The sequence below is a fragment of the Robertmurraya massiliosenegalensis JC6 genome (assembly GCF_000311725.1).
GTDB classification, from domain to species: Bacteria; Bacillota; Bacilli; order Bacillales; family Cytobacillaceae; genus Robertmurraya; species Robertmurraya massiliosenegalensis.
On record NZ_HE978512.1, the window covers coordinates 543,335 to 570,285 of the forward strand.

At 39.1% G+C, this 26,951-nt stretch carries 23 protein-coding genes; 7 read left to right on the forward strand and 16 right to left on the reverse strand.

Going from position 1 to position 26,951, the window contains the following annotated elements; all coding sequences use genetic code 11:
* Positions 1-48 precede the first annotated feature (48 nt).
* Entirely contained in the window at positions 49-891 is an 843-nt protein-coding gene (locus tag BMSHG_RS08910; RefSeq protein WP_019154101.1) for an aldo/keto reductase, read from the forward strand.
* Between the two features lie 180 nt (positions 892-1,071).
* On the opposite strand, the gene BMSHG_RS08915 is transcribed toward BMSHG_RS08910, so the two are convergent.
* From BMSHG_RS08915 to BMSHG_RS08950, 8 genes are all read right to left on the reverse strand, one after another.
* Positions 1,072-1,368 (reverse strand): ferredoxin family protein, encoded by a 297-nt coding sequence (locus tag BMSHG_RS08915; protein ID WP_019154102.1) that lies wholly within the window; start codon positions 1,366-1,368, stop codon positions 1,072-1,074.
* Complete coding sequence (locus tag BMSHG_RS08920; protein ID WP_019154103.1) at positions 1,368-2,663, reverse strand: FAD-dependent oxidoreductase; 1,296 nt, start codon at positions 2,661-2,663, stop codon at positions 1,368-1,370. The genes BMSHG_RS08915 and BMSHG_RS08920 overlap by 1 nt, the downstream gene beginning before the upstream one ends.
* Complete coding sequence (locus tag BMSHG_RS08925) at positions 2,656-3,681, reverse strand: electron transfer flavoprotein subunit alpha/FixB family protein (RefSeq protein ID WP_019154104.1); 1,026 nt, start codon at positions 3,679-3,681, stop codon at positions 2,656-2,658. The genes BMSHG_RS08920 and BMSHG_RS08925 overlap by 8 nt, the downstream gene beginning before the upstream one ends.
* Positions 3,681-4,508 carry an electron transfer flavoprotein subunit beta/FixA family protein gene (locus BMSHG_RS08930; protein WP_019154105.1) on the reverse strand — a complete coding sequence of 276 codons (828 nt, stop codon included), beginning with the start codon at positions 4,506-4,508 and terminating at the stop codon, positions 3,681-3,683. The genes BMSHG_RS08925 and BMSHG_RS08930 overlap by 1 nt, the downstream gene beginning before the upstream one ends.
* Positions 4,509-4,681: 173 nt before the next feature.
* Positions 4,682-5,398, reverse strand: coding sequence for a trehalose operon repressor (gene treR / locus BMSHG_RS08935; protein ID WP_019154106.1), 717 nt, complete (start codon positions 5,396-5,398; stop codon positions 4,682-4,684).
* Between the two features lie 15 nt (positions 5,399-5,413).
* Positions 5,414-7,087 (reverse strand): alpha,alpha-phosphotrehalase, encoded by a 1,674-nt coding sequence (gene treC, locus BMSHG_RS08940; RefSeq protein ID WP_019154107.1) that lies wholly within the window; start codon positions 7,085-7,087, stop codon positions 5,414-5,416.
* 208 nt (positions 7,088-7,295) lie between these two features.
* Complete coding sequence (gene treP / locus BMSHG_RS08945) at positions 7,296-8,723, reverse strand: PTS system trehalose-specific EIIBC component (protein ID WP_019154108.1); 1,428 nt, start codon at positions 8,721-8,723, stop codon at positions 7,296-7,298.
* A 125-nt stretch (positions 8,724-8,848) separates the two neighbouring features.
* Entirely contained in the window at positions 8,849-9,634 is a 786-nt protein-coding gene (locus BMSHG_RS08950; protein WP_019154109.1) for an SDR family oxidoreductase, read from the reverse strand.
* A 183-nt stretch (positions 9,635-9,817) separates the two neighbouring features.
* Here BMSHG_RS08950 and BMSHG_RS08955 point away from each other — a divergent pair, with 183 nt between their 5' ends.
* From BMSHG_RS08955 to BMSHG_RS25975, 4 genes are all read left to right on the forward strand, one after another.
* Positions 9,818-10,237 carry a MarR family winged helix-turn-helix transcriptional regulator gene (locus BMSHG_RS08955; protein ID WP_019154110.1) on the forward strand — a complete coding sequence of 140 codons (420 nt, stop codon included), beginning with the start codon at positions 9,818-9,820 and terminating at the stop codon, positions 10,235-10,237.
* A gap of 5 nt (positions 10,238-10,242) precedes the next feature.
* Entirely contained in the window at positions 10,243-11,448 is a 1,206-nt protein-coding gene (locus BMSHG_RS08960) for an MFS transporter (RefSeq protein ID WP_019154111.1), read from the forward strand.
* Positions 11,449-12,188: 740 nt separating this feature from the next.
* Positions 12,189-13,097 (forward strand): nuclease-related domain-containing protein, encoded by a 909-nt coding sequence (locus BMSHG_RS08970; protein ID WP_026073382.1) that lies wholly within the window; start codon positions 12,189-12,191, stop codon positions 13,095-13,097.
* 146 nt (positions 13,098-13,243) lie between these two features.
* Positions 13,244-13,636 carry a winged helix-turn-helix domain-containing protein gene (locus tag BMSHG_RS25975; protein WP_019154114.1) on the forward strand — a complete coding sequence of 131 codons (393 nt, stop codon included), beginning with the start codon at positions 13,244-13,246 and terminating at the stop codon, positions 13,634-13,636.
* Positions 13,637-13,818: 182 nt separating this feature from the next.
* Here the strand turns inward: BMSHG_RS25975 and BMSHG_RS08980 are convergent, their stop codons facing one another.
* The 5 genes from BMSHG_RS08980 to BMSHG_RS09005 all read right to left on the reverse strand — a co-directional run bounded on the left by BMSHG_RS08980 (position 13,819) and on the right by BMSHG_RS09005 (position 21,874).
* Positions 13,819-15,270, reverse strand: coding sequence for an aminotransferase class V-fold PLP-dependent enzyme (locus tag BMSHG_RS08980; RefSeq protein WP_019154115.1), 1,452 nt, complete (start codon positions 15,268-15,270; stop codon positions 13,819-13,821).
* 82 nt (positions 15,271-15,352) lie between these two features.
* Positions 15,353-16,042, reverse strand: a complete 690-nt coding sequence (locus tag BMSHG_RS08985; RefSeq protein ID WP_019154116.1) for a formate dehydrogenase subunit gamma — start codon at positions 16,040-16,042, stop codon at positions 15,353-15,355.
* A complete protein-coding gene (locus BMSHG_RS25980; RefSeq protein WP_019154117.1) occupies positions 16,035-16,877 on the reverse strand; it encodes a 4Fe-4S dicluster domain-containing protein in 843 nt (280 codons plus the stop codon). The genes BMSHG_RS08985 and BMSHG_RS25980 overlap by 8 nt, the downstream gene beginning before the upstream one ends.
* A gap of 3 nt (positions 16,878-16,880) precedes the next feature.
* Positions 16,881-19,955: a formate dehydrogenase-N subunit alpha gene (gene fdnG / locus BMSHG_RS08995; RefSeq protein WP_083879304.1), complete on the reverse strand. Its 3,075-nt coding sequence runs from the start codon at positions 19,953-19,955 to the stop codon at positions 16,881-16,883.
* 218 nt (positions 19,956-20,173) lie between these two features.
* Positions 20,174-21,874, reverse strand: a complete 1,701-nt coding sequence (locus BMSHG_RS09005) for a DUF3450 domain-containing protein (protein ID WP_019154120.1) — start codon at positions 21,872-21,874, stop codon at positions 20,174-20,176.
* A 272-nt stretch (positions 21,875-22,146) separates the two neighbouring features.
* On the opposite strand from BMSHG_RS09005, the gene BMSHG_RS09010 reads away from it, so the two are divergent.
* Together BMSHG_RS09010 and BMSHG_RS09015 are read left to right on the forward strand one after the other, a co-directional pair.
* Complete coding sequence (locus tag BMSHG_RS09010) at positions 22,147-22,905, forward strand: hypothetical protein (protein WP_019154121.1); 759 nt, start codon at positions 22,147-22,149, stop codon at positions 22,903-22,905.
* An 18-nt stretch (positions 22,906-22,923) separates the two neighbouring features.
* Positions 22,924-23,361 (forward strand): hypothetical protein, encoded by a 438-nt coding sequence (locus tag BMSHG_RS09015; RefSeq protein ID WP_019154122.1) that lies wholly within the window; start codon positions 22,924-22,926, stop codon positions 23,359-23,361.
* A gap of 573 nt (positions 23,362-23,934) precedes the next feature.
* Here the strand turns inward: BMSHG_RS09015 and BMSHG_RS09025 are convergent.
* The 3 genes from BMSHG_RS09025 to BMSHG_RS09035 all read right to left on the reverse strand — a co-directional run bounded on the left by BMSHG_RS09025 (position 23,935) and on the right by BMSHG_RS09035 (position 26,942).
* On the reverse strand, positions 23,935-25,470 hold the full coding sequence (locus tag BMSHG_RS09025) for a histidine kinase N-terminal 7TM domain-containing diguanylate cyclase (protein ID WP_019154124.1): 1,536 nt from the start codon (positions 25,468-25,470) through the stop codon (positions 23,935-23,937).
* A 116-nt stretch (positions 25,471-25,586) separates the two neighbouring features.
* On the reverse strand, positions 25,587-25,736 hold the full coding sequence (gene rpmG, locus BMSHG_RS09030) for a 50S ribosomal protein L33 (protein ID WP_019154125.1): 150 nt from the start codon (positions 25,734-25,736) through the stop codon (positions 25,587-25,589).
* Between the two features lie 18 nt (positions 25,737-25,754).
* Positions 25,755-26,942 carry a GTP-binding protein gene (locus BMSHG_RS09035; protein WP_019154126.1) on the reverse strand — a complete coding sequence of 396 codons (1,188 nt, stop codon included), beginning with the start codon at positions 26,940-26,942 and terminating at the stop codon, positions 25,755-25,757.
* Positions 26,943-26,951 lie beyond the last annotated feature (9 nt).

Sequence of the window (26,951 nt, forward strand, 5' to 3'; positions counted from 1 at the left end):
GTTCTTCATGAAATACATGAAAAAAGATTACAGAGGAGGAAAAATAGCATGACACAACATTTACAATCTACAACCGTACTAAAAAATGGAGTAAAAATGCCTTGGTTTGGGATCGGCGTATTTAAAGTAGAAGAAGGACCGGAATTGATCCATGCAGTCAAATTTGCGATGAAGCATGGGTACCGTAGCATTGATACCGCATCGATTTATGGAAATGAAGAAGGGGTCGGCGAAGGGATTCGCAAAGGACTTGTAGAAGCAGGGATTACGAGAGAAGAGCTTTTTGTAACGTCCAAAGTGTGGAATGCTGACCTTGGATATGAAGCGACATTAGCTGCCTATGAAGCAAGTCTACAACGACTCGGACTAGACTACTTAGACTTATATTTAATTCACTGGCCTGTTGAAGGAAAGTATAAGGATGCTTGGCGAGCACTTGAAACTCTTTATAAGGATGGAAAAGTAAAAGCCATTGGCGTCAGCAACTTCCAAGTGCATCATTTAGAGGATTTAATGAAAGATGCTGAAATTAAACCGATGATTAACCAAGTTGAGTACCATCCGTACTTAACGCAAAAAGAAGTTCAAAGCTTTTGCCAGAAGCATGGAATTCAGCTTGAAGCATGGTCGCCGTTAATGCAAGGACAGCTTCTGGATCACCCTGTTATTACAGCTATTGCGCAAAAATACAATAAATCCAGCGCACAAATTATTTTACGCTGGGATCTACAAAACGGAGTCGTCACCATTCCAAAATCAACAAAAGAGCATCGCATTGTCGAGAACGCCAATATATTTGATTTCGAATTGACGACAGAGGACATGACTGCGATTGATGAACTTAATCGCAATCATCGAGTTGGACCGGATCCAGACCATATTGATTTCTAGAATGGGGCGATGGCCACTTTCCGGAATTATTGCTGGTTTTTCCGGAAAAAATCGTATTTTTACGGAATTAATGAAAAAGTTACGGAATTAAGTCCCAAAGTTACGGAATTATTGCTCATTCTTACGGAATTCCGCTTTTAAACCGCCGCTACCCCATACAACAGGTAGCGGCTTTTTCTATTAACCTAATCGAAAAACAATTCCATGGCCACCTTTTGGATATTCCCATTTAATATTTTGATGGGGACAACCAATGCGACAGCTTCCACATTCATGGCAGCCTTCATAGCCGACATGCATACGGATGTCCTCCCATTTATAAATCTCAGCAGGACAAAAAATGGTACAAATTTTATCCGGACATTTCGTTAAACAAATATCTTCGTCCTTAACATGGAGATGGGATTTCGTATCAGCATTGAAGCGAACAAGATATTGCTTCTCTTCAATGGATTGGTGTTTCTTTTGTTCACTCATCACTTGACCACCTTCCAAGCCCGAAACATATCGCGCGCCATTTTCATTTTTTCCTTTGGAGAGCCAAGATCCTTCCAGATTTTCTTTTGTTTTTCCCATTTTGACTGGCCATCTACGGTAAACATTTGGCTAGCTGCTTTATTGAGCATTGGGATATATTCATCAAAATAATGTGGATTTTGATCAAAATGATGGGTGGAATCCTTATACTTTTTCATATCTTGACCGACAAATCCATCTAGTAATCGCTGGCGATAATGGTCGAGCATTTTCTCAGAAAAGTCTCCTGCTTGTTTCGCTAAAAGAACAGTTTCCGCCGCTAATCTTCCAGACGTCATCGCCAAATTTGATCCTTCTCGATGAATTGCATTCACCAATTGGGATGCATCTCCAATGACAATGACCCCATTCCCGACAATTCTCCCCATCGAGTGATAGCCACCTTCTGGGATGAGATGCGCTAAGTATTCCTGTGACTCACTCCCTTGAATGTATGGGCGAATCATCGGATGATTTTTCACATATTCAAGCAGTTCATAAGGCTTAATTTTGTGTTTGATCAATCCTGATAAAAGAGTTCCTACGCCAATGCTTAACGTGTCTTTATTCGTGTAGAGAAATCCTGTACCCAGAATCCCCTTCGTTGCATCACCAAATAATTCAATCGTGCAGCCTTGATTGTCTTCCAAATTAAAACGGTCCTCGATCACCTTTTTATCCAGCTTCAATATTTCCATCGTGGCTAATGCCACTTCGTCTGGTTGGTATTCCTTATGAAAGCCGAGCGATTGTGCTAAGAGTGAATTTACTCCATCTGCAAGGACAACGACATCTGCATAAACATCACCATTGGGACGATCCGTACGCACGCCGACAACCTTGCCATTCTCGACGATACATTCTAAGACAACGGTTTCATTAATGAGGACAGCCCCTTGCTTAACAGCCTGATCAGCAAACCACTGATCAAATTTGGCTCGCAGAACGGTAAAGTTGTTATAAGGCTCTTTGCCCCACTCCATCCCTTTATAACTAAACGTGACAGCTGACTCCTTATCCATCATCATAAAGCGTTGCTCAACAATAGGGCGTTCTAATGGAGCCTCTTTATAAAATTCGGGGATGATATCCTCCATCATTTTGCGATAGAGAACTCCTCCCATAACATTTTTGGAGCCTGGGTATTCTCCTCTTTCTAACAGAAGGACATTTGCTCCTCCTTTTGCCAGTTCAAAAGCACATGAAATCCCAGCTGGACCTGCACCTACGACAATCGCATCAAATTGATCAGACATGACTAACCCCCTCTCTCGACATCACTTGTTTAAATTGTTCAATCAACATCGGTACGATTTCAAATGCATCTCCGACAATTCCGTAGTGACAAGACGCAAATATAGGTGCTTCTGGATCCTTATTAATGGCGATGATAAGACCAGAATTTTTCATTCCGACAATATGTTGGATCGCTCCAGAAATACCGATGGCAATATAAATTTTTGGCGTGACCGTCACCCCCGTTTGCCCTACTTGATGGGCATGTTCAATCCAACCTGCTTCCACAACATCTCGGCTCGCCCCAACGGCCCCATTTAGTGTCTCTGCTAATTCGTGAACTAACTGGAATCCTTCCGCACTTCCTAATCCCTTACCACCAGCCACAATAATATCGGCTTCATCCATTCGCACTTTCCTTGTTGTTTCTTTCACAATCTCCAACACTTTTGTACGAATGTCAGCTTCTTTAAGTGAGATGCTCTCCTCCACCACTCGTCCTGCTCTTCCAACTTCCGGAGATAACGCTTTTATAACTTTTGCCCGAACAGTTGCCATTTGCGGACGATATTTCTTACATAAAATTGTTGCCATAATATTGCCCCCAAAGGCAGGTCGACTTGCAAGTAATAATCCTGTATCCTCCTCCACATCAAGCTCTGTTGTATCTGCTGTTAACCCTGTCGGCAAATCTGTTGCAACCGCACTAGCTAAGTCTTTCCCTGTTGAAGTAGCACCATAAAGGATGATTTCTGGCTTATGCTTTTGCGAACAATCCAATAATGCTTTCATAAAGGATTCTGTACGGTAATGTTTAAAAATGGGATCATCGTACACGTAAGCAACATCTGCCCCATATTCGAAAATTGTTTTTGAAAGATGGCCTACATTATCACCGATTAAAACCCCTGCTAGCTCTCCCCCTCTTTTATCCGCTAACATCCTGCCTGCCCCTAATAACTCGAGAGATACCGGGGCAACTACCCCTTCATTTACTTCAATAAATACCCAAACACCTTGATAATCTTGGAAATCCATTATGATTCCCCCTTTACAGTAAACAGTTCTTTCTTTTCTAGAAGGATAGACAGTAATTGTTCCACTTGTTCCTGTTGGTTCCCTTCAAGCATGATGCCTCCTTCAGGTTTTGGCGGTGCCCATACCTTTGAGACAATTGTTGGTGAACCCTTTAATCCTAATTGCTTAATATCAACATCCTCTAAATCATCGACAGACCAAATATGCGGATTGTATTGTGCTGCTTTTAGCATGTTCGGAAATGGTGAATACGGCACTTCATTAATCGTTTTTTCCACGGAAAGTAAGCAGGGTAACGTCGATTGCACGACTTCATATCCGTCTTCGAGCTTACGATGAACAACCATCTTCCCCTCTTCTCTGCTGACCTCAACGACTTTATTAACAGAGGTTAGCGGGGGAATATCAAGACGTCTTGCAATACCTGGTCCAACTTGTCCTGTATCCCCGTCGATCGACATCTTCCCGCAAATGATTAGGTCCACAGGTTTTTCTTTTGAAATTTTATGGATCGCCTTTGTTAACGCATAACTCGTCGCCAACGTATCCGCACCAGCAAACCTCCGATCAGTAATCAAATAGCCTTCATCTGCACCGATTTCAATACACTTCTTAATTGCCTTAACAGCAGGTGGTGGCCCCATCGTCAACACAGAAACAATACCGCCATAACGCCCCCTCAAACGTACGGCTTCTTCCACTGCATGGGCATCATATGGATTTAAAATCGCTGGTGCTGTCCTTCGGTCCATCGTATTTGTTTTCGGATTCATTTTGATAATCTTCGTGTCCGGAACTTGTTTAATACACGCTACAATATGCAGCATCCCATCCCCTCCTTCTTAGTACCTGAGAAGCATGCCTTAGCCTGTTTACTTTAACTATATTAAGCTCTAGGTTCATAAATTCGAATATTCGCAAAAAACCCCATAAAAAAGAAGGCTCTCCTCGATAAAATGCCGCATGGACATGTTTATCGAAGAAAAACCTTCTTTCTTATTTAAAGATGATTCCGTCTTGCGAAATCAACAAATCTAAATTTATCTGGGCGATGGCGTGATTCCGTATATTGAAATAGGCTTGCATCTTCTAAATAGACGTAATTTTTGATGATCACGACATTGTGAAAACCTTCTAAGTCTAGAAGTTCTCGATCTTCATCTGTTGGTTCCTCGACGATGATTTCTTTTTTAGCAAAACTAATATTTAGCTGTAAATCATTTTCGAGATATTCATAGATTGAGTTTTCACAAACTTCCTTTGTCAGTTCCGGAACAAATTTTTTCATTAAATAGTCTTTATCTAAGATCACATTTTCTCCATCGATCTGCCGAACTCGAAAAACTTGCCAAACGAGGTCCTTGCTAGTGATCGATAAGTGGCTTTGAACTTGTTTCTCTGGCTTCACCAACGCTAATTCATGGACAATCGTACGATGTTTTTTGCCCATTTTCGTCGTTAATTCTTTGAAGCTCGTTAAACCAGAAACAGGGAAATCGACTTTTTTACTTTTTATAACGACAGATCCCTTTCCTCTAATCTTCTGAATATAGCCATTTTGTGATAAAAGATTTAATGCCTTCCGGATCGTTTCTCTGGAAGTATTATAATGATCCTTCAACTCATGTTCAGATGGTAAAAGAGAATTGAAGGCGAGTTCCCCCGCCTCTATTTTCCCAACAATATCGTTATGAATCATTAAATACTTATTCGTCATCTCAAAAACTCCAATTTACTTTTTTAAATAGTAGACAATCGATTCATATGGACGCAATGTGAATCGATTCGGATCCTGTGGTGAGTCAGGATAGTTTGAAAGCAAGATTTCACTTGAGTAACCCTTCATGTCCACTTGTTCAGGTCGGGTAAATTTAACCTCTTTTGCATAGAAGTTATTTACAACGAGTAATTTCTCATTTCCATTTTCCCGTATATAAGCAAAAATAGCATCATGCTCAGGTAAAAGCAATTCATAGCCGCCAACTGTCACAATATCATAATCTTTTCTAAGTTGAATTAACTTTTGATAGTGATAGAAAATGGAGTTATCATCTGCCATCGCATTTTTCGCATTAATTTCCTTATAATTAGCTGCTGTCCCAATCCATGGTGTACCTGTTGTAAATCCAGCATGTTTACGGTCATCCCATTGGACAGGAGTCCTTGAATTATCACGAGACTTTTGCTTAAGAATATCGTAAATTTCCTGTTCTGATTTTCCACTTTCCTTTAAAATTTGAAACATATTTAAAGATTCTATATCACGATAATCTTCAATTTTATCAAAGTTTGGATTGGTCATCCCGAATTCTTCGCCTTGATAAATATACGGAGTTCCTTGCATCATATGAATCGTCGTTCCAAGCATCTTCGCTGATTCACGATGATACTCCTTATCATTTCCAAAACGAGACACAATTCTTGGCTGGTCATGGTTACACCAAAATAAGGCGTTCCAGCCGCCGCCCTTGTTCATTTCAACTTGCCATTCGGAAAGAATTCGCTTCAGCTTTAAAAAATCAAAGTCAGCTTTCGTCCACTTTTCCCCGTTCGGATAATCAACTTTTAGATGGTGGAAGCTGAACGTCATATCCAATTCTTTTCGATTCGGATTCGTGTATTTAATACAATTATCAATAGAAGTAGAAGACATTTCTCCCACCGTCATCATATCATATTTGGCAAATACCTCTGTATTCATTTCATGGAGATACTCGTGAATTTTCGGTCCATCCGTGTAAAATTTACGACCATCTCCAGGTGGTGCATCATTGGGAAACTGTTGATCTTTAGAAATTAGGTTAATAACATCTAAACGGAATCCATCGACCCCTTTATCAAGCCAAAACTTCATCATATCGTAGACTGCAGTTCGGACTTTATCATTTTCCCAATTCAAATCGGCTTGTGTCACATCAAACAGGTGAAGATAATATTGGCCTGTTTGCTCATCATATTGCCAAGCATTGCCGCCAAACTTTGACTCCCAATTTGTCGGTGGCTCTCCCTCTTTGCCATCCTTCCAAATATAAAAATCGCGGTATTCGTTATCCTTAGAAGAGCGCGATTCGACGAACCACTGATGTTCAGTCGACGTATGATTCACGACGATATCCATGATTATTTTAATATTGCGTTTATGCGCTTCCTCTAGAAGCTGATCGAAATCTTCCATTGTTCCATAGGGCTCAAAAATATTGAAATAGTCACGAATATCATAACCATTATCATTTTGTGGCGAATCATAGATTGGCGTAATCCAGACAACATCCACACCTAACTTAGATAGGTAGTCCAATTTTTGAATAATTCCTTGTATGTCACCGACACCATTTCCTGTCGTGTCACAAAAACTTTTCGGATAAATTTGATAAACAACTGATTTTTTCCACCAAGGCTGAGTCAAACCAACACACCTGCCCTTTACTTTTTTCTGTACTGAGAACGTTTTGCTTAGTTTGCGAAAACGTCTCAATCATGATGCATTTCCTTGTAGGTGTCCAATAGTGAAAAGCTTAATTTTTCACATGGACATGAATAGTAAAAGAGGAACATATGAATGTCCCTCTCAAAGTATAGGAAATTAAGAAGTCGTTAAAATGGAGTTCTCTTTTCTATTTGCGATTGAAATTAATCTTACCTACGTTTGCTTTAGCAAAAACGACGGTTAAGATAAATGGAATGACGATTGCTACAACCATGGCAATGGCGAATGTGAGCATATGCTGTGGTTGGATAGAAAGAATTCCTGGAATTCCTCCAACACCGATAGAGTTTGCCATGACATTGCTTCCTACCGAAATGACGGCAGCCACAGCTGATCCAATCATCGCAGCTAAGAACGGAAAGCCGTATTTTAAGTTAATCCCGAACATCGCTGGCTCTGTGACACCAAGATAACAAGAGATTGTTGCTGGAATGGAAACTTGCTTTTCCTCTTCGTTCTTACGATTGATGTAAATCATCGCTAGAACAGCAGAACCTTGTGCGATATTAGATAATGCGATCATCGGCCAAAGATTCGTTCCATCAAATTCGCTCATTAACTGTAAATCAATGGCATTCGTCATATGGTGTAAACCAGTGATAACAAGTGGTGCATAAGCGAAACCAAAGACTGCGGCAAATAACCAACCAAATGCAGAAGTTAAACCAGAGTATACTACATCTGAAATAAATGCTCCAATTTGCCAACCAATCGGTCCAAGAACCGTATGTGCGATCAATACTGTTGGAACTAAAGCAAAGAATGGAACGACAATCATAGAAATTGCATTCGGTACGATTTTTCTTAGTTTAAGTTCAAGGAATGAAAGCAATAAACCTGCTAAGATAGCTGGGATAACTTGTGCTTGATAACCAATCATATCAATTTGCGCAAATCCGAAATCCCAGAATGGAACTTCTGTTGCTTCTGCCACTCCATATGCATTTAATAGCTGCGGAGAAACGAGCGTAATCCCTAAAACAATCCCGAGAATTGGCGTAGCTCCCATTTTTCTTGCTACCGCCCATGTAATTCCGACCGGTAAGAAGTGGAATATCGCCTCACCGATAAGCCATAAAAAGGCATGTGTACCTGCCCAAAATTGTGAAATCTCTACTAATGACTTTGTGCCATCTTCAAACATTTTAATGTCACCGATTACATTTCGGAAACCGAGAATAAGACCCCCAACGACAATCGCTGGAATTAATGGTGTAAAAATATCTGCTAGGTGAGCAATCATTCGTTGCAGAAAGTTCATATTTTGCTTCGCTGCTTCTTTTGCCTCATCCTTCGATGTATCACTTACCCCTGCAATTTTCGTGAATTCATTATAAAATGTGGAAACTTCATTTCCTACGATAACTTGAAACTGTCCTGCTTGTGTGAACGTCCCCTTTACAAGCCCAATCGCTTCAATTTTTTCAACATCCGCTTTCTTTGGATCCTTTAAAACAAATCGCATTCTAGTCGCACAATGGGTCACAACTGAAATGTTTTCACTGCCGCCAATGTGCTCCAGTAACTCTTGTGCTGGTTGAGTATATTTACTCATTTTTTCCCCCACTCTCTGTAGTTATATTTAAAACAACTTGTATATACATGTTTTATGATTGCGTTTTCATCTTAACTTGTATATACATGTTTTGTCAATCCATTTTTCTAAAAAATTTCTCATTATTATAATAATGACTCTGCTCCATCAATATAAATTTCGCTTCCTGTTATATGACTCGATTGGTTAGATGCAAGAAATAATACGAGGTCTGCTACCTGTTCGGGCTTACCGGCCTGATGTTCAAGGGGCTGACTTCCTTCAGGATATTGAATAGGAATTTCGACCTTCTTTAAGTTCTTTTTTTCTTTCCACGTATTGTCATTTATGTTCGTTTCGATTGCACCTGGACAAATCATATTCATTCTAATGTGATACTCCGCTAGCTCCAAGGCTGCCATTTTCCCAAATCCCATTTGAGCAATTTTAGAAGTGCTGTATGCTGACATGCCAATATTTCGATATATTCGATTTCCATTAATCGAACTCGTAATGATGATACTTCCGCCATTTTTCTTCATGTATGGGATAGCGTATTTAACTGTTAAAAACGTACTTGTTAAATTATTCGATATTGTAAGTTCCCATTCAGTTGGTTCCAGATCCTCAATCGGTGTCACGACGCCATTGATTCCCGCATTAGCAAAGACAATATCTACGTTCCCCCACTGTTGTATTGTATTCTTATAGCATTGCTCTACTTCTTTCGCAGAGGAAACATTTGCTTCTAAAACTATGGCTTCACTTCCCAGTTTCTCAATTTGTGCTTTTACGTCTTCTATATTCTCTTTATGTAAATCAACGAGGGCTACTCTTGCTCCGTTTTCAGCAAGTTTGAGTGCTGCGGCTTTGCCAATTCCTGAACCCGCTCCCGTGATAAAAGCCACTTGATCTTGAAGTCGTTTCTCCATCGAACATCCTCCTTCACCGCTTGTTATTATTAGTCATGTATTTAATCAGGTTATTTATACGGCTTTCTCAGAAAAATCCTCCCTTTTTCAATAAGTGCTGCGACTTTTTTCCCTAGACATCATTTTCTCACTTTGTTATAGTTTATTAGTTACCAATGATAACTATTATGCAGAGGTGATATTTTGAAGACATCTCAACGATTTTTCCATCAATTATTAATGCTTTACCGTCCTTTTGAGAATAAACTAGTACTTCTCCTTAACGAACATCATCTCCAACGGGCGCAATGGACGATTCTCTACTACCTGTTCAATTTTGGTTCTGCAACGCTTGTTGATCTTTCTAATTACCAAAGTGTGGAAAAACCAACGATTACAAGAACGATTCACCAATTAGAAAAGCTCGGTTATGTAGAGCAAGTTCCAAGTCAGGATAAGCGTGAAAAACGAATTCAGCTGTCTGCACTAGGCAAAGAAATCTATAACAAGGTGCGTGTGACGATCGATCAATTTGAGGAAGAAATATTGAGGGGAATAACTGATTCAGAACAACATGATGCCATTCGTATCATGACAGAAATCCGCAATAACATTAAGGGGTGATATAAATGGAACAACCGACCAACAATAAACTATGGACGAAGGATTTCATCGTCGTATCCTCCGCTAACTTTTTCTTAACACTTGTCTTCTTTTTATTAATGGTCACCATTGCGGTATATGCGGTGGATGAGTATGATGCAACTACTAGTCAAGCTGGACTTGTTACCGGCATTTTCATTATTGGTACGTTAATCGGGCGACTTTTTATTGGTCGTACCATTGACATTATCGGACGTAAGCGCACATTAATTATCGGACTGATCTTATTTACGATTACAACCTTGTTATATTATGTGCATCTTGGAATTGGCTTTTTGCTTTTTAATCGCTTTATCCATGGGATGACGTTAGGAATGGCAAGCACAGCATGTGGTACAATCATCGCCCAAATTATCCCGAAAAATCGAAAGGGCGAAGGAATTGGCTATTTTAGCATGAGTGCCACATTGGCTACAGCGATTGGTCCGTTCATCGGTCTTTACATGAGTCAACATACTTCTTTTCAGATGATTTTTGCTCTTTGCTTGGCTGTTGGAATTTTAAGTTTGGTCACTTCTTTCTTCATTTATGTCCCGAAGGTAGAAATGTCCCACTCTGATACAGATAAAAAAGGGTTGAAGCTCTCCGATTTTATCGAACCGAAGGCCATCCCCATCGCCTTTATAACATTAGCTATTGCGTTCTGCTACTCAAGCGTTCTATCATTTATCAACTTTTACGCAATAGAAGTCGATCTCGTGAGTGCTGCGAGCTTTTTCTTTATCGCCTATTCAGCAGCAGTTCTGATCTCAAGACCCTTTACAGGTCGCTTGATGGATATGAGAGGTGCGAACTTCGTCATGTACCCTGCATTCATCATTTTTGCTGCTGGGTTACTTCTCTTAAGTCAAACGAGTAATAGCTTTACCTTTCTATTAGCCGGTGTCCTCATTGGACTCGGCTTCGGGAACATGCAATCCTGCACCCAGGCTGTTGCTGTTAAGCTAACTCCCGTACACCGCATGGGGCTTGCCACTTCGACCTTTTTCATCTTTCTTGATGCAGGGCTCGGGTTTGGTCCGTATATCTTAGGATTTATTATTCCATTAACAGGATACAGTACTTTATATATCATTTTAGGCATTTTTGTACTCGCCAGCTCGATTCTTTATTATTTCATGCATGGAAAAAAAGACAGGATTACGGTTGTGCAAACATCTACTTCTGTATAGTCTAATTTATGTTCAGCTTGTTGGAATTGAAACACCTACAAGGGCAGCAAAAATCAATTGTGAATCATTCTCGTTCGGACTGAGTTCCCAATGAATTCAGTCCATTCGCTTGAGCTATTCGGTGCATTCTCAATCCTGGTTTGTCCGAATCTAGTGATTATTCGGACTCCCTCTTTGTTTTTTCGCTCTGCTCTGTCCGAATCCAGCTATTATTCGGACTCCTTCTCTGTTTTTTCGCTTCACTCTGTCCGAATCCAGCTATTATTCGGACTCCTTTTTCGTTTTTTCGCTCCGCTCTGTCCGAATCCAGCTATTATTCGGACTCCTTCTTCTTTTTTTCGCTCCACTCTGTCCGAATCCAGCTATTATTCGGACTCCCTCTTCTTTTTTTCGCTCCACTCTGTCCGAATCCAGCTATTATTCGGACTCCTTCTCTGTTTTTTCGCTTCACTCTGTCCGAATCCAGCTATTATTCGGACTCCCTCTTTGTTTTTTCGCTCCGTTCTGTCCGAATCCAGCTATTATTCGGACTCCCTCTTTGTTTTTTCGCTCCACTCTGTCCGAATGATGAGCTTATTTCTATTTAAGTAAAATACAGCAGTTACCATTGTCATTTGGGATGCAAGTCGTAACAGTAATGAAACTTTCACTAAAAAGTTAACAAAATATTCCTAAAAATAAATGTGCATCTAACAATTTTTTTGTAAAATATACTTATATCAATAAAAAGGATGTGGCTTATGATACTAAAAGAACGGTCAGAATCAGAAGAATTATTGAGTAGGAGATATTTGCATAGGCGAATGGAATTATCTGAGAAGGAAAAGACTTACTACTTTAACCTTGAAAAAGGCTATGAGGGTGAAAAAAAGTTTGATATCTTACTAGAAGATTTACAAGAGGAGCGATATGTTCTTAATGATTTACTATTTGAAGTAAACAATTCATTTTTCCAGATTGATACATTAATTATTTCTCAGAGAGCTATCCACCTTATTGATATTAAAAATTATGAAGGTGATTTTCGTTTAGATTCGGACAAACTTTATTCCGTAATATCTGGTAAAGAATATAAAAACCCCGCAGATCAGCTAAAACGCTGTACCACCCTTCTTCGTCAGTTACTTCAAAGCATTAAGTACCCCTCTCTAATTGAATCTCATGTAATCTTTATCAATTCGGAATTCACTTTGTATCAAACACCCCTAGATGCCCCTTTTATATTTCCTACTCAACTCACTCGTTTCTTAAAAGAATTAAATCAAACAGCTTCTATTCTAAACGATCATCATAAGAAATTAGCCAAAAAACTTCTTTCCCTCCACCAACCCAAAAATCCATTTTCCACTTTACCAAAATATCATTTTGATCAACTTCAGAAAGGAATATACTGTCATCAATGCTATTCCTTTTCAATGGCTATACAGTTTCACCATTTTGTGTGCAAAAGTTGTGGATCAATAGAGAAAATAGAAGATGCAATCTTGAGACATACGAAGGAATTCAACTTGCTATTTCCTGAAAAAAAGATCACCACTCACAACATTTATGAATGGTGCAAAACTGAATTAAATGAAAGAACCATTCGCCGCATTTTAACGAAATATTTTACTAAACAAAAGAAAACGAATGGTGTCTATTATAAATAAACGCTAAAGCCGAAAAGAGCAGCCTTAATTTCAATAACATTTCTATCTTATTTTCCAAGTTACTCAAAAATTCATATGACTGACATTTTATGCTCTATGATACTGAAAAGCTCAATGGTACATTAATTAGTAAGGAGGGAGATCTGATGAGTGCTAAGCAATCTCTTGAGGTAAAATCGAAAATCTGGATCGAACTTAATGATGAAGTTGTTTTTGGACTTGGGCGCATTCGGCTGTTTCGAGAAATTGAACGAACGGGTTCCATGAGTCAAGCTGCTGCTTTACTTGGAATGTCCTATCGAGCAGCATGGGGGAAAGTAACCGCCACAGAGGAAAGATTAGCTATGCCGTTAGTGGAGCGCCAACAAGGAAATAGGAAAAAAGGGACTACTTTAACTCCTACGGGAAAAGAACTGCTTCGACAATATGAAATCTTTCAAAAAAAAGCACAAAAAGCGGTTGATGAATTATTCGAAGACCATCTTGGGGGACTGCTACACCACCTAAAACAACATACCGATACAGAAAAAAAGATGTAAGGTTATCGTGTCTCCTTACATCTTTTACTTTCAATATTTACGCAGACATTGTCGTTACCATGGTACTGCTATACATTAAGTTCGCTACGGTACTTTGTCGCTTCCACATTATAGTCTTAGTGTGTCTGTCAGAAAGTTGTGGCCATCAAAATAAACAATGAGCGCAGACAAGAGCCTTTACTTTAAAATGCAAACCACTGTTCATAGCTAATAATTGGCTCATTTTTATGCTGAAAATCATTGATTTCTGGAATGTACCGATAATCCTCTTTATATTGATCGATTTGTTCCACGATATTGCCAATGGCCTTGGCAATATATAGAACTTCCTTTTCCGTCATTGTTGGATGTAGAGATACCCTTATCCAGCCAGGCTTTACAAGTTGATTTCCCTTATCAATTTCATTTGTTATAGCGAAGGATTGTCCTTCATCAATTTTTAATAAATAATGTCCGTATGTGCCCGCACAAGAGCATCCACCTCTCACTTGGATTCCATGGACATCGTTTAATAGTTTAACGATAATTTGATGATGTACACCTTCCACATAAAAGGATACAATCGGAAGTCTATCCCATCTGCGCTCTTCCAAAATTACTACTTTTTTGTTTTCCGCTAAGCGCTCAAGCAATAAATGAACCAGTTTCTTATCTTGCGCTAACATGAGTTCGCTGCCCATTTCTTCCTTTAAACAAATCGCTAATGCTGTTTTAATCGCTTGTAAAAATCCTGGGGTCCCTCCGTCCTCCCTTTCTTCAATATTAGAAATATAGGATTTTTCACCCCAAGGGTTTGTCCAAAGAACGGTTCCACCACCTGGGCGATCTGGGACTTTATTTTTGTAAAGTTTTTTAGAGATAATGGCCACCCCCATAGAACCAGGACCTCCTAAAAATTTATGAGGAGAAAAGAAGATTCCATCTAAGTATGCCTGTTGATTTTTAGGATGCATATCAATCGGAATGTACGGAGCAGATGCTGAGAAATCGACAAAACAGATACCTCCATGACGATGCATTACTTCCGCTAATTGATGATAGGGGGTCTGTATTCCCGTTACATTCGAACAAGCTGTAAAAGAGCCTATTTTCAAAGGTCTATCACCGTATTCTTTTATGGCTTGCTCAAGCATTCTAGGAGATACTTCACCTTTCGCATCAGGGGGAATAACAACCACGTCGGCAACCGTTTCTTCCCAAGAGGTTTGATTGGAATGATGTTCCATATGTGTAATGAAAACAACTGGTTTTTGTGTCTCTCTAACTACAACTCTGTATTTTTCATGAAGGGTTAATCCTAATAATCTTTGTATTTTATGCAGAGCACCTGTCATGCCAGTTCCTTCAAAGAAAAGAAGATCACTGTCAGAAGCATTTACATGTTTTTTTATAATCGATTTTGCTTCCTTATAAGCCCATGTCATACTTTTCCCCGTAACATTTGTCTCTGTATGAGTGTTCGCAACAAAGGGACCGAATTGATGGAGAATTTTATCCTCTATTGGTTTGTATAGCCTTCCACTTGCGGTCCAGTCTGCATATAGAATATATTTCTTTCCATAATGAGTGTGAAAATCTTGTTTATTTCCAATGATATTTCCTCTAAAATGATGAAAATGCTTTTCTAATTCCATCTTCTGTTCCTTCCCAAACTCTTTTTCAAAGTGATGAGAAAAGCGAATCGCATTACGTACACGATTCGCTCTCCATACATTACTACATGGTATAAGACTTAGGTTTCTCCTGAAGCTGCTCATCGTTTTTTTGATCTTGACCATTCACTTCGTTATACCAAAGTTCATGATGATGCTCTGCATATTCCGAATCCATATATCCTGTTGCCATAGCATTAAATGAGGATCGCTCACTTGGGTGAAATACAGTGAGGTAAACATGAACACCAAAGAATAATGTTAGTGCTAGCGCTGATATATCATGCACAACTAGCATGATGATACCTGCTGCACCGGTGAACCAGTCAAACCAAAGGGCAAATCCAGTCACCGCTAACAAAAGGCCAAATATTAATGCAAAAAGATAATACAGCTTTTGACCTGAATTATATTTCGTTTGTGGTGGAAGATCTCCACCAAGAAAGTAGTGCTTCGGTGCTGCTTTCAGCCAACCAAGATCAGATTTACTCCATTTAAACGCACTTAAAAATCCAAAGCGCTTTTTTGAAAAAATGAAATAGAGCACCGGTGCCACGACAAACAAAACAGCTCCAATGCGATGGATGAGGCGGGAAGTATGTCCTGCTGATTGATCCATTAAGGTTGAAGTTCCTTGAAAAAAGATCAAATATCCGGTAATCAGCGCCAAGACAAATCCTAGAGCTACTGACCAGTGCATCAACATGTCTATCAACTGATAGCGACGAATCAATTTATTTTGGCGCTTACTCATCTTCCTTTCCCCCACTTTCTATTTTTTCAAGATCACTCTCTTTATCATTGTAAGTTGCGGCAGATACGATAAAATTAGCAAGAAATCCAATTGCTGTCGCTCCCATTAATAATTGGGTCGCTGGTTTAATGACATCTTTACGGAAGCCGATTAGCTCATTGGTTATTGGTTGTGTTGGCAAGCCATAGACCTCTGGTTTTTCTGTTAACACGTAAATATAATGGGTGCCACCCATATGTTTGTCTCCATAAACATTGGCATTCGGATAACGCTCTTTAATTTTTTCCACACGTTGATATGCTTGCTTGACAGCTTCTTCCCAATGCTCGAACGTCAAAGCCGTGGTAGGACAAGTCTGAACACAAGCAGGCATTTCCCCATTTGTAACACGGTCCTGGCAAAAATCGCATTTATTCATTTTCTTCTTTCCCGTCAACGGGTCTGATTCATACCGAGGAACATCAAACGGACAAGCCTTGCCACAATAAGCACAGCCAATGCACTTATCACTTTGAAAACCAACAAATCCATCTGCATGTGTATACAAGGCACTTGATGGACAAACCTCTACACATGGAGCATCTGAACAATGCATGCATTGCTCCTTTTGAATCAGCCATTCAAATGTTTCTGTCTTTCGGTCATATTTCTCTGTAAATTTCATTAACATTAACGTATTAACTGAACGGTCTGCCGGGTTTTGGTACGTTCCCGGCACTTTCTCAAATTCAGTTGCAGGTAAGTTATGCCACTCTTTACAAGCTAGTTGGCACGCTTTACACCCTGTACAAAGAGAGGTATCGACTAAAATTGCCCTATCATTTTTATTAGCCATATATTAGTTGCCTCCCTTTGTCACATTACAAATACAAGCTTTATATTCTGGAGTTCCTGTATTCGGGTCAGCTGCAGAATTGGTCACTTTATTGACTGATTCACCATGTACCAACCCTTTATAGCCCCATCCCCATGGAACACCAATTACTTCTACTACTTGGCCATTAACGTCTAATGGTTGGATCCTGTCTGTTACCATGGCATCAACTGCAACTTTCCCACGCGCTGTGGAAATGGTCACCTTTTCTCCTGAAGTGACGCCAAGCTTTTTCGCCAAATTTTTACTAATTTCAGCAAAGTTAGATGGCATTAACTCATTTAATTGCGGTGTATTTCGTGTAACACCACCTGATAAGAATTGCTCTGTTACCATATACGTTGTTAAAACATATGGAAATTCACTTGCTTCCCCTGTTTTTTGGATATCTGGTAATGCAAAAGGGCGAATAATCGGATTCGATTGCTGGCTGAACATTGAATTTTGAACAGGTGATTCAAACGGTTCATAATGAGCTGGCAATGGTCCATCTGCAATTCCAGGTTCTGTAATAACAGGTGCAACTTTGAAGACATTCGGATCATAACCAGGGTTGAGCGTCATGTCCGCTGTCTCTGTTTGAATTTGTGCATATACAGTGCGGAATAAAGCGCCTTTCCCTTCTCCATTTGAAAACACCTTACTTCCCTCTGGTGTATCTGGTGCTTTATCCTTTGCGGCAACGTCCAAAATGTCATGTCCAACCCAGCTTGTTCCATTCCACTCTACAAGAGCCCGTTCTTTGTCACGAGGTTTTCCTTTCATATCGACAGAACCTCGATTCCAAAGAACTCTCGTATTATTCGGCCAGGCAAATGTCCATTGTGAATGTAATCCAAGGCCACTCGGATCATCGTTATTATGCCTTAATGAATGGTTCCCTTCTTCTGTTATCACGCCTGTATAAAGGCCACCCATACCAGAAGAAGCTGTTCCAGGTTCTGCTTGTGCAAGCTGTGCACCTGTACTAAGCAATTTACCTGTCTTGAGATCATAACCATTCATTTCCTTAAGGATCTGTTCCATATCAACTTCTTCTTCGCCATGAACGACATAATCCCAAGTTAAATCTAAAATCCCTCTATCTTTCGGGTCACTGCTGTTCGCATATAACTCTTTTACCCGATGCATAATTTCGTAGATAATATCCCCATCTGGTTTCGCTTCACCTGGAGGACGTACAGCGACTGGTTTCCCTTGAATCCAACGGGCAGAGTTTGTCATCGTCCCTGCTTTTTCAAAAGCCATCGCCGCTGGCAATAAAATGACTTCCGTTTGAATCTCTTTCGAATCCAAACCAGGATATTGCCAAAATGATGCCGTCTCTGTCTCAAAAATTTCTGACACTACAAGCATCTCTAAATTACTCAAGCCTTTCCAAACCATATCCAGATTAGGCGTACTTACAGCTGGATTTTGCGCAAAAATAAAACCAAGCTTAAATTCATTTTGATTTAATTTTTCAAAAATCGGCACATAGTTTGCTGCTGAATCTTGCGCTCTTCGTTTTGGTAAATAATGATAATAAAATTCATTATCTGCCGTTGCTTTATCTCCATACCAAGCTTTCAATAAAGCGATTGTTTTCTTAGCTTTCGCTGTTCCAACTGCTTTGACATAATCATTAAGCGTTGGTTGAGCATCTGTAGGGATTGGCATATAACCTGGTAGAATATGTGGTAAACAAGCAATGTCTGTTGATCCTTGTACATTTGGCTCTCCGCGGTTGGCATTAATGCCTCCACCAGCCATTCCCATATTCCCAAGTAATAATTGGATAATGGCATACATTCTAATCCCTTGTACACCAACGGTTTTTTGTGTCATTCCTAAAGCATACAAAATGGTCCCAGGGCGATTTTTTGTAAATGTCTCAGCAATGAGTTTCATTTTATCAACTGGCATGCCCGTAATTTCAGATCCCTTTTCAAATGTGTATTCACTAAAGTGTTGCTTCAATTTCATAAGTACACAATTCGGATCCGTTAATGATTCTGCCTGCAATGGTTTGCCATCTGAACCAAGTTGGTATGTCCAACTATCCCTGCTATATTTGAAGCTCTTATCGTCATATCCTGAAAAGACGCCATCACTAAATGAGAAGGATGGATTGACCTTATACAGCGCATTCGTATGGGCTTTAATATATTCTTCATCATAAAGTTCGTTATCTAAAATGTATTTGACGATCGCACCTAAATAGCCTATATCTGTTCCAGGTCGTACAGGTGCGTAAATATCAGCGACCTTCGCCGTTCTATTAAATCTAGGGTCTACTACAATTAAGGTTCCGCCTCGCTTTTGCGCCTCTAATACCCAGCGCATCGCTAATGGGTGAGTCTCAGCCGTGTTATTCCCACCAATCAAAATCACTTTGGCATTTTTCATATCTGTAAAACTGTTTGTCATCGCACCACTACCGAATGAAGGGGCTAAACTAGCCACCGTTGGAGCGTGTCATATCTCTGCCTGGTGAGTATAGTTATGGATTCCTAAAGCACGGTTGAACTTCGTATATAAATACGCCTCTTCATTATCGATTTCGGCACTTCCTAAACTAAATATGCCCTCAAGACGATTAACGGTAACCTTTTTCCCATCTATTTCAACTGCGTCTGTAAATGTCTTCTCCCGCACATCCTTCACTTTATGGGCAATTTTATCAATTGCCTCTTCCCAAGAAATAGGCTCCCATTTATCACTTCCTGGTTTGCGAACCAATGGATGGGTTAGACGCATATCAGAATTATGCATCTCTTTAAGCGAGCGTCCTTTTGGACAAAGTGCTCCTTCATTTATTGGATGCTCCTTCAACCCTTCTGTTGAAACGATTTCATCCCCTTTTACCTTGACTTCAATTCCGCATCCGACAGAACAGAAATGGCAAATCCCATACGATGTAGTAGCACCAGCAGTCATTAATGGGAATACTTTGTTTTCCTCTCCTGATTCGGCATGGACACGTTTCTCTGCCAAATAGGAAGCAGCAACAGATGCTGCTGTATATTTCATAAACTGACGCCTAGAAAGCTTTGGCATATAGTTCCTCTCCTTCTTCCAATCCTTTTCTCGTAGACGATTATGTCAATTTAGACATATATAAATTAAATCGATTTTCTAACAAATAGATCTTTTTTGACATATGAAACTAGTGATCACAATAATAAACTTCATCAATCGCTTTCTGACATATGTCAAATCTGACATAATTCCTTCAGTCAAAAACCTACAAATAAAGCTCTTTACGCTATGCGCTATTATTCTGTTAACCATTTATAGATCTCTGAGATCGTCTTTTCCACATTATTTTGCCTGTTTAAGTAAAATTGCGGGGTTTCACTATTACTCAGTGCCTTCAACACTTTTTTATAAAAAGCATGGGCAAAGACAGATGTATTAATGAAGACGGCATCTACTCTCTTAACCTTTGAAATATCCCTATTCATTTCATCTACATCGACGAACTCCACATTTGATAACTGTTCTCTTAATTTCTGGCGCCAACTCGAATGTCCACCAAAAATGACCAATCGCTTTGATTGGATAAACTGTACCATCGTCTCCAATGAAGGTTCTGATTCCAGCGAAGTTTCATCATGTTCTGCTAGATAGGCAAATTTCCGCAGAGCGTGCACTTCATGTCTATAGTCTTCCATGGATTGAATCTGTTGCTCTAGCTGTCTGATTTTGCTATGTGCTTGACGTAGTTCTTCGGTCAAGCCTTCTATTTTATCTTCCTTATGCTGATTTGCTATTTCCCACTTCTTTTGTTGTTGCGAGAGAGCCGCTTCCTTCTGAACAATTTGCTCCTCTTTTGCTTTCATTTCGTAATAGTAATCTAATTTTGACTTATCCAAATATAATTCTTTCGTTTCCAGGTACAGTGAGCTAAGACATTTCACATATAAGCAGGAGATAAGAAATAGATCTTGGTTTTCTTTTGAAATGTAATTGTATTTTTTCGCATATAAGAGCTCCAAAAAAACGATATCTAAATCTTGTTTTGTAAAAGGGATTTGTTCGGTTGCATCGAGCTCATGGATTTTAAGCGTTTTCAACCATCCCCCTAATGCCCCGATATAATTTGCAGGGCTTCTTTGAAAAACCTTTTTCTCTGCCATTTCTAAATGACAATTAGGATGAACATCATAGATTTTTTTAAAACACTGACCAATTAAATACTCTAAAAAGAACCCAAGCGAATCAAATCGATGATTGGTGGGAATATTGTATTCTATATAAAGTTGATCAAGCTCTTTCCGATGTTTATGGCATATTTCTTTCGAAAACATCGACTTTTGGACTTGAGATTCATTTATTGCCCCACTCATGATTTCCTGAAATGACTTCCAGGCAACATTATCAGTGTTGAGCCATTTCTTTTCACGAACACATAAATACCAAAGAACAATATTTTGATAGAGTAACTCAATTTCTTTGACAATCTTAATCTTTTTTCTTTTTGCGTAACTTCTCATAAAGTCTTCTAAGTCAATTTGTTCATGTTGTCGAAAATATTGATAGGCAAATTTATATCCTCTTTTAATCAATTGATCTAATTGAACATATTGTCCCGTTCGATTGCTCCATTCGAGTATCCCTGCTATTTGCCTAATTTTTTCTTCACTTTTCGTCGTATACATCGAAAAAACAGGATTTTCTTTTAAGGCACTTTGCTGGTAGGCTTCGTAATATTCCCACTCCTTTTTCCGATACAAATTATCAATGTATGGATGCAAATAGGAATTCCCACCTAATGAAATGCACAGAAACAGCTGCTCTACTTTGACCTCTTTAGAAAAATAATGCTGCTCGATCACAACGTGGGACTGCTCACCATGTTCATTTTTCTTTGTTTCGACTACGTTCCCTTTTTTATAACCGTGTCGCTCTCCCTTCATAAGTAGCTCATACATCGTATTGTTAGAAACTTTTAATCTACTTGCTTGTTCATTCAATCTCCCACCCCCTTCATGCACTACTATAAAAGTTGTTTTTTCTGGACTCTATGCTAAATGTCACATTTTTGTTAAGTTTTGTTTAGTTTTGTTATTTTTTTGTCTAAATTGTGAACAACAAAATTACGTTCTATAACGCTGACACAAATTGGATACAATTCTCATTTTGTTTCCTATCTACAATTACGCTTTAAAAGATATGCATCTCTAATGAATGAAATTTTCCAATCAATCCCATACTATGGATAAAAATGGATAAGAAGGTACAAAGTATGGCATCAAAGAACCGACATTTGCTCGCAAATATTAGTGTATTTGGAATATCCCAATTAAAATACCAGAGCCCCTATATGGTCGCCTGGTGGTCTGCAGTATTCCCAGGATTCGGGCATTACTTACTTTGCCAATATTTAAGAGGTACGCTGCTGACATTAGCTGAGGTTATTATTAATACGTTAGCCCATATCAATGAAGCGATGGTTTATTCTTTCAGCGGTCAATTTGAACTTGCTAAATCTGTGATCGAGCCTAAATGGGCATTTGGCTACCTTGCCATCTATTTAATTGCCGTTGGAGACAGTTTCCGCTCGGCCATCTATCAAAATAAACTACACCAGCTTGCCCTGTTAGAGTATAAAGGAAATCATACAGTGCATATTTCCCCCATCGAAATACAATATATAGAAAAGAAAAATCCGCTCATCGGCGCTCTGTATTCGTTCTTCTTTCCTGGTTTAGGGCAATTATATAATCAACGATTCGGACTAGCTTTTTATGCGATGTTTTGGTGGTGGATTTATTTAATACTTTCAAATTTCCATGAATCCATCTTATTTCTTTGGCATGGACGACTAGAAGATTCCATTTCTATTCTTCACCCACACTGGCTGCTCTTTATGCCATCTGTTTTGTTTGGTTCTATTTACTTCACCTACCGTACAACCATCGAACATAATAGACTTTTTCAAATCGAGCAGCAGCACTATCTGATGAAAAGATACCAGCAAGCTAGACTTCGAATATTTTCTTAAGTAGGCAGGTGCTTTTTCATGTTAATAATCGGGATTTTTAAACAATCGATCGAGTTAGAGCAAGCACTTGCTGAACTAGAAATGTTGATCCCAAAAGAACATATCCTTCTATTCTTTATGGATGCGGAGCAAGTCGAAAGCGATGTTCATAGTCCTCATGCTTTTGAAATAGGGATTTCTTGTGGTACTGCAGGAGCAGTTATTGGAGCATCTAGTGGGTTTGTCTTAACATGGGGACCGATCCTGTGGGGACTAATTGGGGCAGCGATTGGATTTACGATCGGATTACTGGCACATACACTTTTGAAAAAACAAAAAAGTCGCAAACGAAAGTTAGAGCGAATGGACGAGGCCACGGTTATCTTACAGTGTCATAAAGAACAAACAAAGTCCATTATTGCTTTGTTACGAAAGTATCAAGCTCTATCCATTGGAAAATCGGATCAGTCCATGTAGAAAAATTCAAGAGAGCCCATTATTGATATAGGGCTCATCTTTCATCAATATTTACGAATTGATTGGGGATTGTCCGACATTTTTTTGAGAGAATAGGAATAAAACTTCTACTATTCCTATAAACTATCGCTCTAGCAATATCAGAAATTGGAAGAGCCGTTGTTCTTTTTGCAAATAACCCTATTGCTTCATTTCTATGAGAAAAGCGCCTACAAAATGTAGGAAGCTTGCGGTTTGTCTCAATCTTCGCTTCAACCATCTCTCACCCTTTAGCGGAATTTTTCCTGTTATTTCCTCAATGACGTCCCTTTTAGGGGAAATAACGGAAGATTTTCCGCTTATGAAGGGCAAAATCGTTTATTTTGGCATTTTTTGAGAGAATAGCAGGAATTTTTCCTGTTATTTCGGCTCTTTTTCATGATGGTTGCTTATTAAGCGGAATTTTTCCTGTTAGGTTTTCATACCGATACGCCTACCGTTTATACGAAGATTTTACCCATAAATCGAGGCAATTTATAAATTCCTGGAACACAAAAAAACTGCAGCCCGAATGTATCCAGGATGCAGTACCCCTTATATATGAACATGAACTTGATTTCGTCCCTCTCGTTTCGCATGATATAATGCCTTATCCGCTCGAATCAAAATTTCTTGCAACGTTTCCCATCTCTCATCTTTTATCCCAGCAACACCACTACTTAACGTAACCGAAACAACAGCGTCTAGCATAATAAGCGGATTGTTCTCAACTTGTTCCCGTAAACGGTTAGCTAACGCCTCGCCTTCTACTATCGTCTTTCCTTTTAGTCCAATGACAAATTCCTCGCCACCATAGCGAGCCAATACCATTCCTTCTTCCATCTCAGCTTGGCAAATTTGGGCGACATGGAACAGTAGTTGATCCCCTACATCATGACCATATGTATCATTCACCTTTTTAAAATGATCCACATCCATTAATATAACCGTAAAGGGTACGGGATGCCCTTTTGCTTCATTAACTATTTGCTCACACATATGAAAAAAAGCTCGCCGATTATAAATCTTTGTCAGTTCATCATAATAAGCTTGGTGCTCCAATTTAAGCTGTAATCTTTTTACCTCTGTAATATCCGTAAAAATCATTAATATTCCTTTATTTCCTTGACCATGCTGTAAGGAAGAAATTCGAACTTGATAGGTTTTTCCTCCTAACTTTATTTCAAAAGCAGACGTCTGCGCTAATGAAAAAGGCAATGGACATCCTGCCAATTCGAACCAAACTTCGGTAAAATCTTTTCCAAGCTGTGTCTTGTTCAAATTTGCAAATATTTTCTTGCTAGATTGATTAAATTCAATGAGTCGATTCGTTTCATCTAATACGATAACCCCATCATTAATACTGTTAAAAATCGTGTCCTTTGCAATCGGCATAAGCGTGAATAGTCGCGAAGAATTTATCGACCACAAATATAACAAGGAAGATAACCATAAAACCATCGGCACCGGATCAACACCCGGAGGTGTAAAACCGACTAAATAAAGAAAAGCGGTTACGATCGGAACAAATTGACCAAACGCTATGGCAAGAAGTTGGGGACGATATAAGTTTGAAGTTTCCCGCCAACGAGATATTACAAGAAAGAAGGCAACAAGCATGCAAGAAAAGATATAAATACCATGAATCACATACCAAATCCCGATTTCTTGATGAATATAGGGAAGCCCTAAATTCGGCTCCATCTCAAATACACGGTAATGAAGATGATGCCAATCATTTGTCATGACTATGAACAAAGTTATAAAAGGAATTGCTAAAATGGCTGTATACTTCTTTGCAGTTACATTCATTCCTAAATACTGCATGACAAATAATAGCCCTAACGCTGCCGAAGAGGGCATTCCCACATATTGAATGATGGTCCAAATCTTTATTTGCTCAAGTGTTGTCGACATCAAGCCAAATGCTGAAGCAAAGCAATAAATGGCGATTGTCGCCGTATAGACAATGAAAAAATGAGCGATTTTCGTATAGTGCTGTCTCTTTAAAAAGACATATAAGCATAAAAATAAGTTGAGAACACCTGAAGTACTAGCAAGAGTGACAAAAGCTGTTAATTCCGAATTCACAATCTAGAGACTCCTTTTATAACTACATTTTCTTTAATGTAGCATAAAAGAAGATAAAAGTGGACTATCAACCGAGACCTTTATCCTAGATAACAGGTTTTTATTCCCAATTATTATTATTTTGTCTCACGATGCAATGTATGCTTTTTTAACCGTGGACAATATTTCATCAGTTCAATACGATCTGGATGATTCCTTTTATTTTTCGTTGTAATGTAATTACGATCTCCAGTTTCTGTGCATGCTAATGTAATTTTGACTCTCATTTTTCTTCCTCCTATCGTTTAAATTGCGGTTGTGAATGCTGGAAGCGGATCTTTCAATGTGCTCCAGTCTAACTTCATTTCTTCGTCTGTTAACAAACATTTATCTAAAGAGGACTCGATTTCATCCCGATTCATTTCAATGCCAATCATTACAAGTTCAATCATTCGATCTCCGAACTCCTCATCCCATTTCTCCAATAATTCCGGTTCTTCCTTAAGAATTTGCTCTCTTTCAGATTCGGGATATGAAGCAATCCATTCTCCTGCTCCTTGAATCATAATCGATGGTCCTGCTTGTGATAGTAATCCTGTAATGTTATTGCGTGTTGCCAACCAAAAGAAACCTTTGGCACGAACGACATCGACTGGCCATTGTTCGAGCCATTTCATCCATCTTTCTGGATGAAACGGCCTCTTCCTACGATAAACGAAAGAAGAGATTCCATATTCCTCTGTTTCAGGGATATGCTCCTCATTTAATTCCTTCAGCCAGCCTGCGCCTTGACTTGCTTCCTCAAAATCAAACAAATTCGTATCTAGAATTTCTTGTAGGGGAACTTCTGCTTGAACACTTTCCACTATTTTTGCATCTGGATTTAGTTTAAGAAGGACAGCCTTCAATTCCTTGACATCCTCTTCATCCACTAAATCAATTTTGTTTAAAATAAGAACATTAGCAAATTCAATCTGATCGATTAAAAGATCAACTACTTCTCGAGTATCTTGCTCATCATTGGCTTGATTTCGCTCAAGCAATGTTTCCCCTGAAGCAAAGTCATGCCAAAAGCGATTTGCATCAATCACTGTCACCATCGTATCTAATTTACATAGTTCACTTAAATTGATCCCTACGTTTTCATCAATATAGGTAAAGGTTTGGGCAACAGGAATCGGCTCCGAAATCCCTGATGATTCGATCACAATGTAATCGATGTCACCTGCCTTCACAAGCTTCTCCACTTCAATCATCAAATCTTCCCTTAATGTACAGCAAATACAGCCATTTTGAAGCTCGACTAGTTTTTCATCCGTTCTTGAAAATCCACCTTGCTTTATCATTGAAGCATCAATATTGACCTCACTCATGTCATTGACGATGACCGCAATTTTTCGATTATCTCGATTCGCTAATATGTGGTTTAACAGCGTCGTCTTTCCAGAACCTAAGTAACCACTTAGTACTGTCACAGGTATTCTTTTTGTCATATTTTCACT

Coding starts and splice junctions, on each gene's coding strand:
- BMSHG_RS09035 (WP_019154126.1), bottom strand. CDS start 26,942: ATGACAAAAAGAATACCTGTGACAGTACTAAGTGGTTACTTAGGTTCT.
- BMSHG_RS08980 (WP_019154115.1), bottom strand. CDS start 15,270: ATGGAATTAGAAAAGCATTTTCATCATTTTAGAGGAAATATCATTGGA.
- BMSHG_RS09015 (WP_019154122.1), top strand. CDS start 22,924: ATGTTAATAATCGGGATTTTTAAACAATCGATCGAGTTAGAGCAAGCA.
- treR (WP_019154106.1), bottom strand. CDS start 5,398: ATGACGAATAAGTATTTAATGATTCATAACGATATTGTTGGGAAAATA.
- rpmG (WP_019154125.1), bottom strand. CDS start 25,736: ATGAGAGTCAAAATTACATTAGCATGCACAGAAACTGGAGATCGTAAT.
- treP (WP_019154108.1), bottom strand. CDS start 8,723: ATGAGTAAATATACTCAACCAGCACAAGAGTTACTGGAGCACATTGGC.
- BMSHG_RS08950 (WP_019154109.1), bottom strand. CDS start 9,634: ATGGAGAAACGACTTCAAGATCAAGTGGCTTTTATCACGGGAGCGGGT.
- BMSHG_RS08925 (WP_019154104.1), bottom strand. CDS start 3,681: ATGGATTTCCAAGATTATCAAGGTGTTTGGGTATTTATTGAAGTAAAT.
- BMSHG_RS08970 (WP_026073382.1), top strand. CDS start 12,189: ATGATACTAAAAGAACGGTCAGAATCAGAAGAATTATTGAGTAGGAGA.
- BMSHG_RS25975 (WP_019154114.1), top strand. CDS start 13,244: ATGAGTGCTAAGCAATCTCTTGAGGTAAAATCGAAAATCTGGATCGAA.
- BMSHG_RS08985 (WP_019154116.1), bottom strand. CDS start 16,042: ATGAGTAAGCGCCAAAATAAATTGATTCGTCGCTATCAGTTGATAGAC.
- BMSHG_RS08960 (WP_019154111.1), top strand. CDS start 10,243: ATGGAACAACCGACCAACAATAAACTATGGACGAAGGATTTCATCGTC.
- BMSHG_RS08930 (WP_019154105.1), bottom strand. CDS start 4,508: ATGCTGCATATTGTAGCGTGTATTAAACAAGTTCCGGACACGAAGATT.
- BMSHG_RS09010 (WP_019154121.1), top strand. CDS start 22,147: ATGGCATCAAAGAACCGACATTTGCTCGCAAATATTAGTGTATTTGGA.
- BMSHG_RS08915 (WP_019154102.1), bottom strand. CDS start 1,368: ATGAGTGAACAAAAGAAACACCAATCCATTGAAGAGAAGCAATATCTT.
- BMSHG_RS08920 (WP_019154103.1), bottom strand. CDS start 2,663: ATGTCTGATCAATTTGATGCGATTGTCGTAGGTGCAGGTCCAGCTGGG.
- BMSHG_RS25980 (WP_019154117.1), bottom strand. CDS start 16,877: ATGGCTAATAAAAATGATAGGGCAATTTTAGTCGATACCTCTCTTTGT.
- BMSHG_RS08910 (WP_019154101.1), top strand. CDS start 49: ATGACACAACATTTACAATCTACAACCGTACTAAAAAATGGAGTAAAA.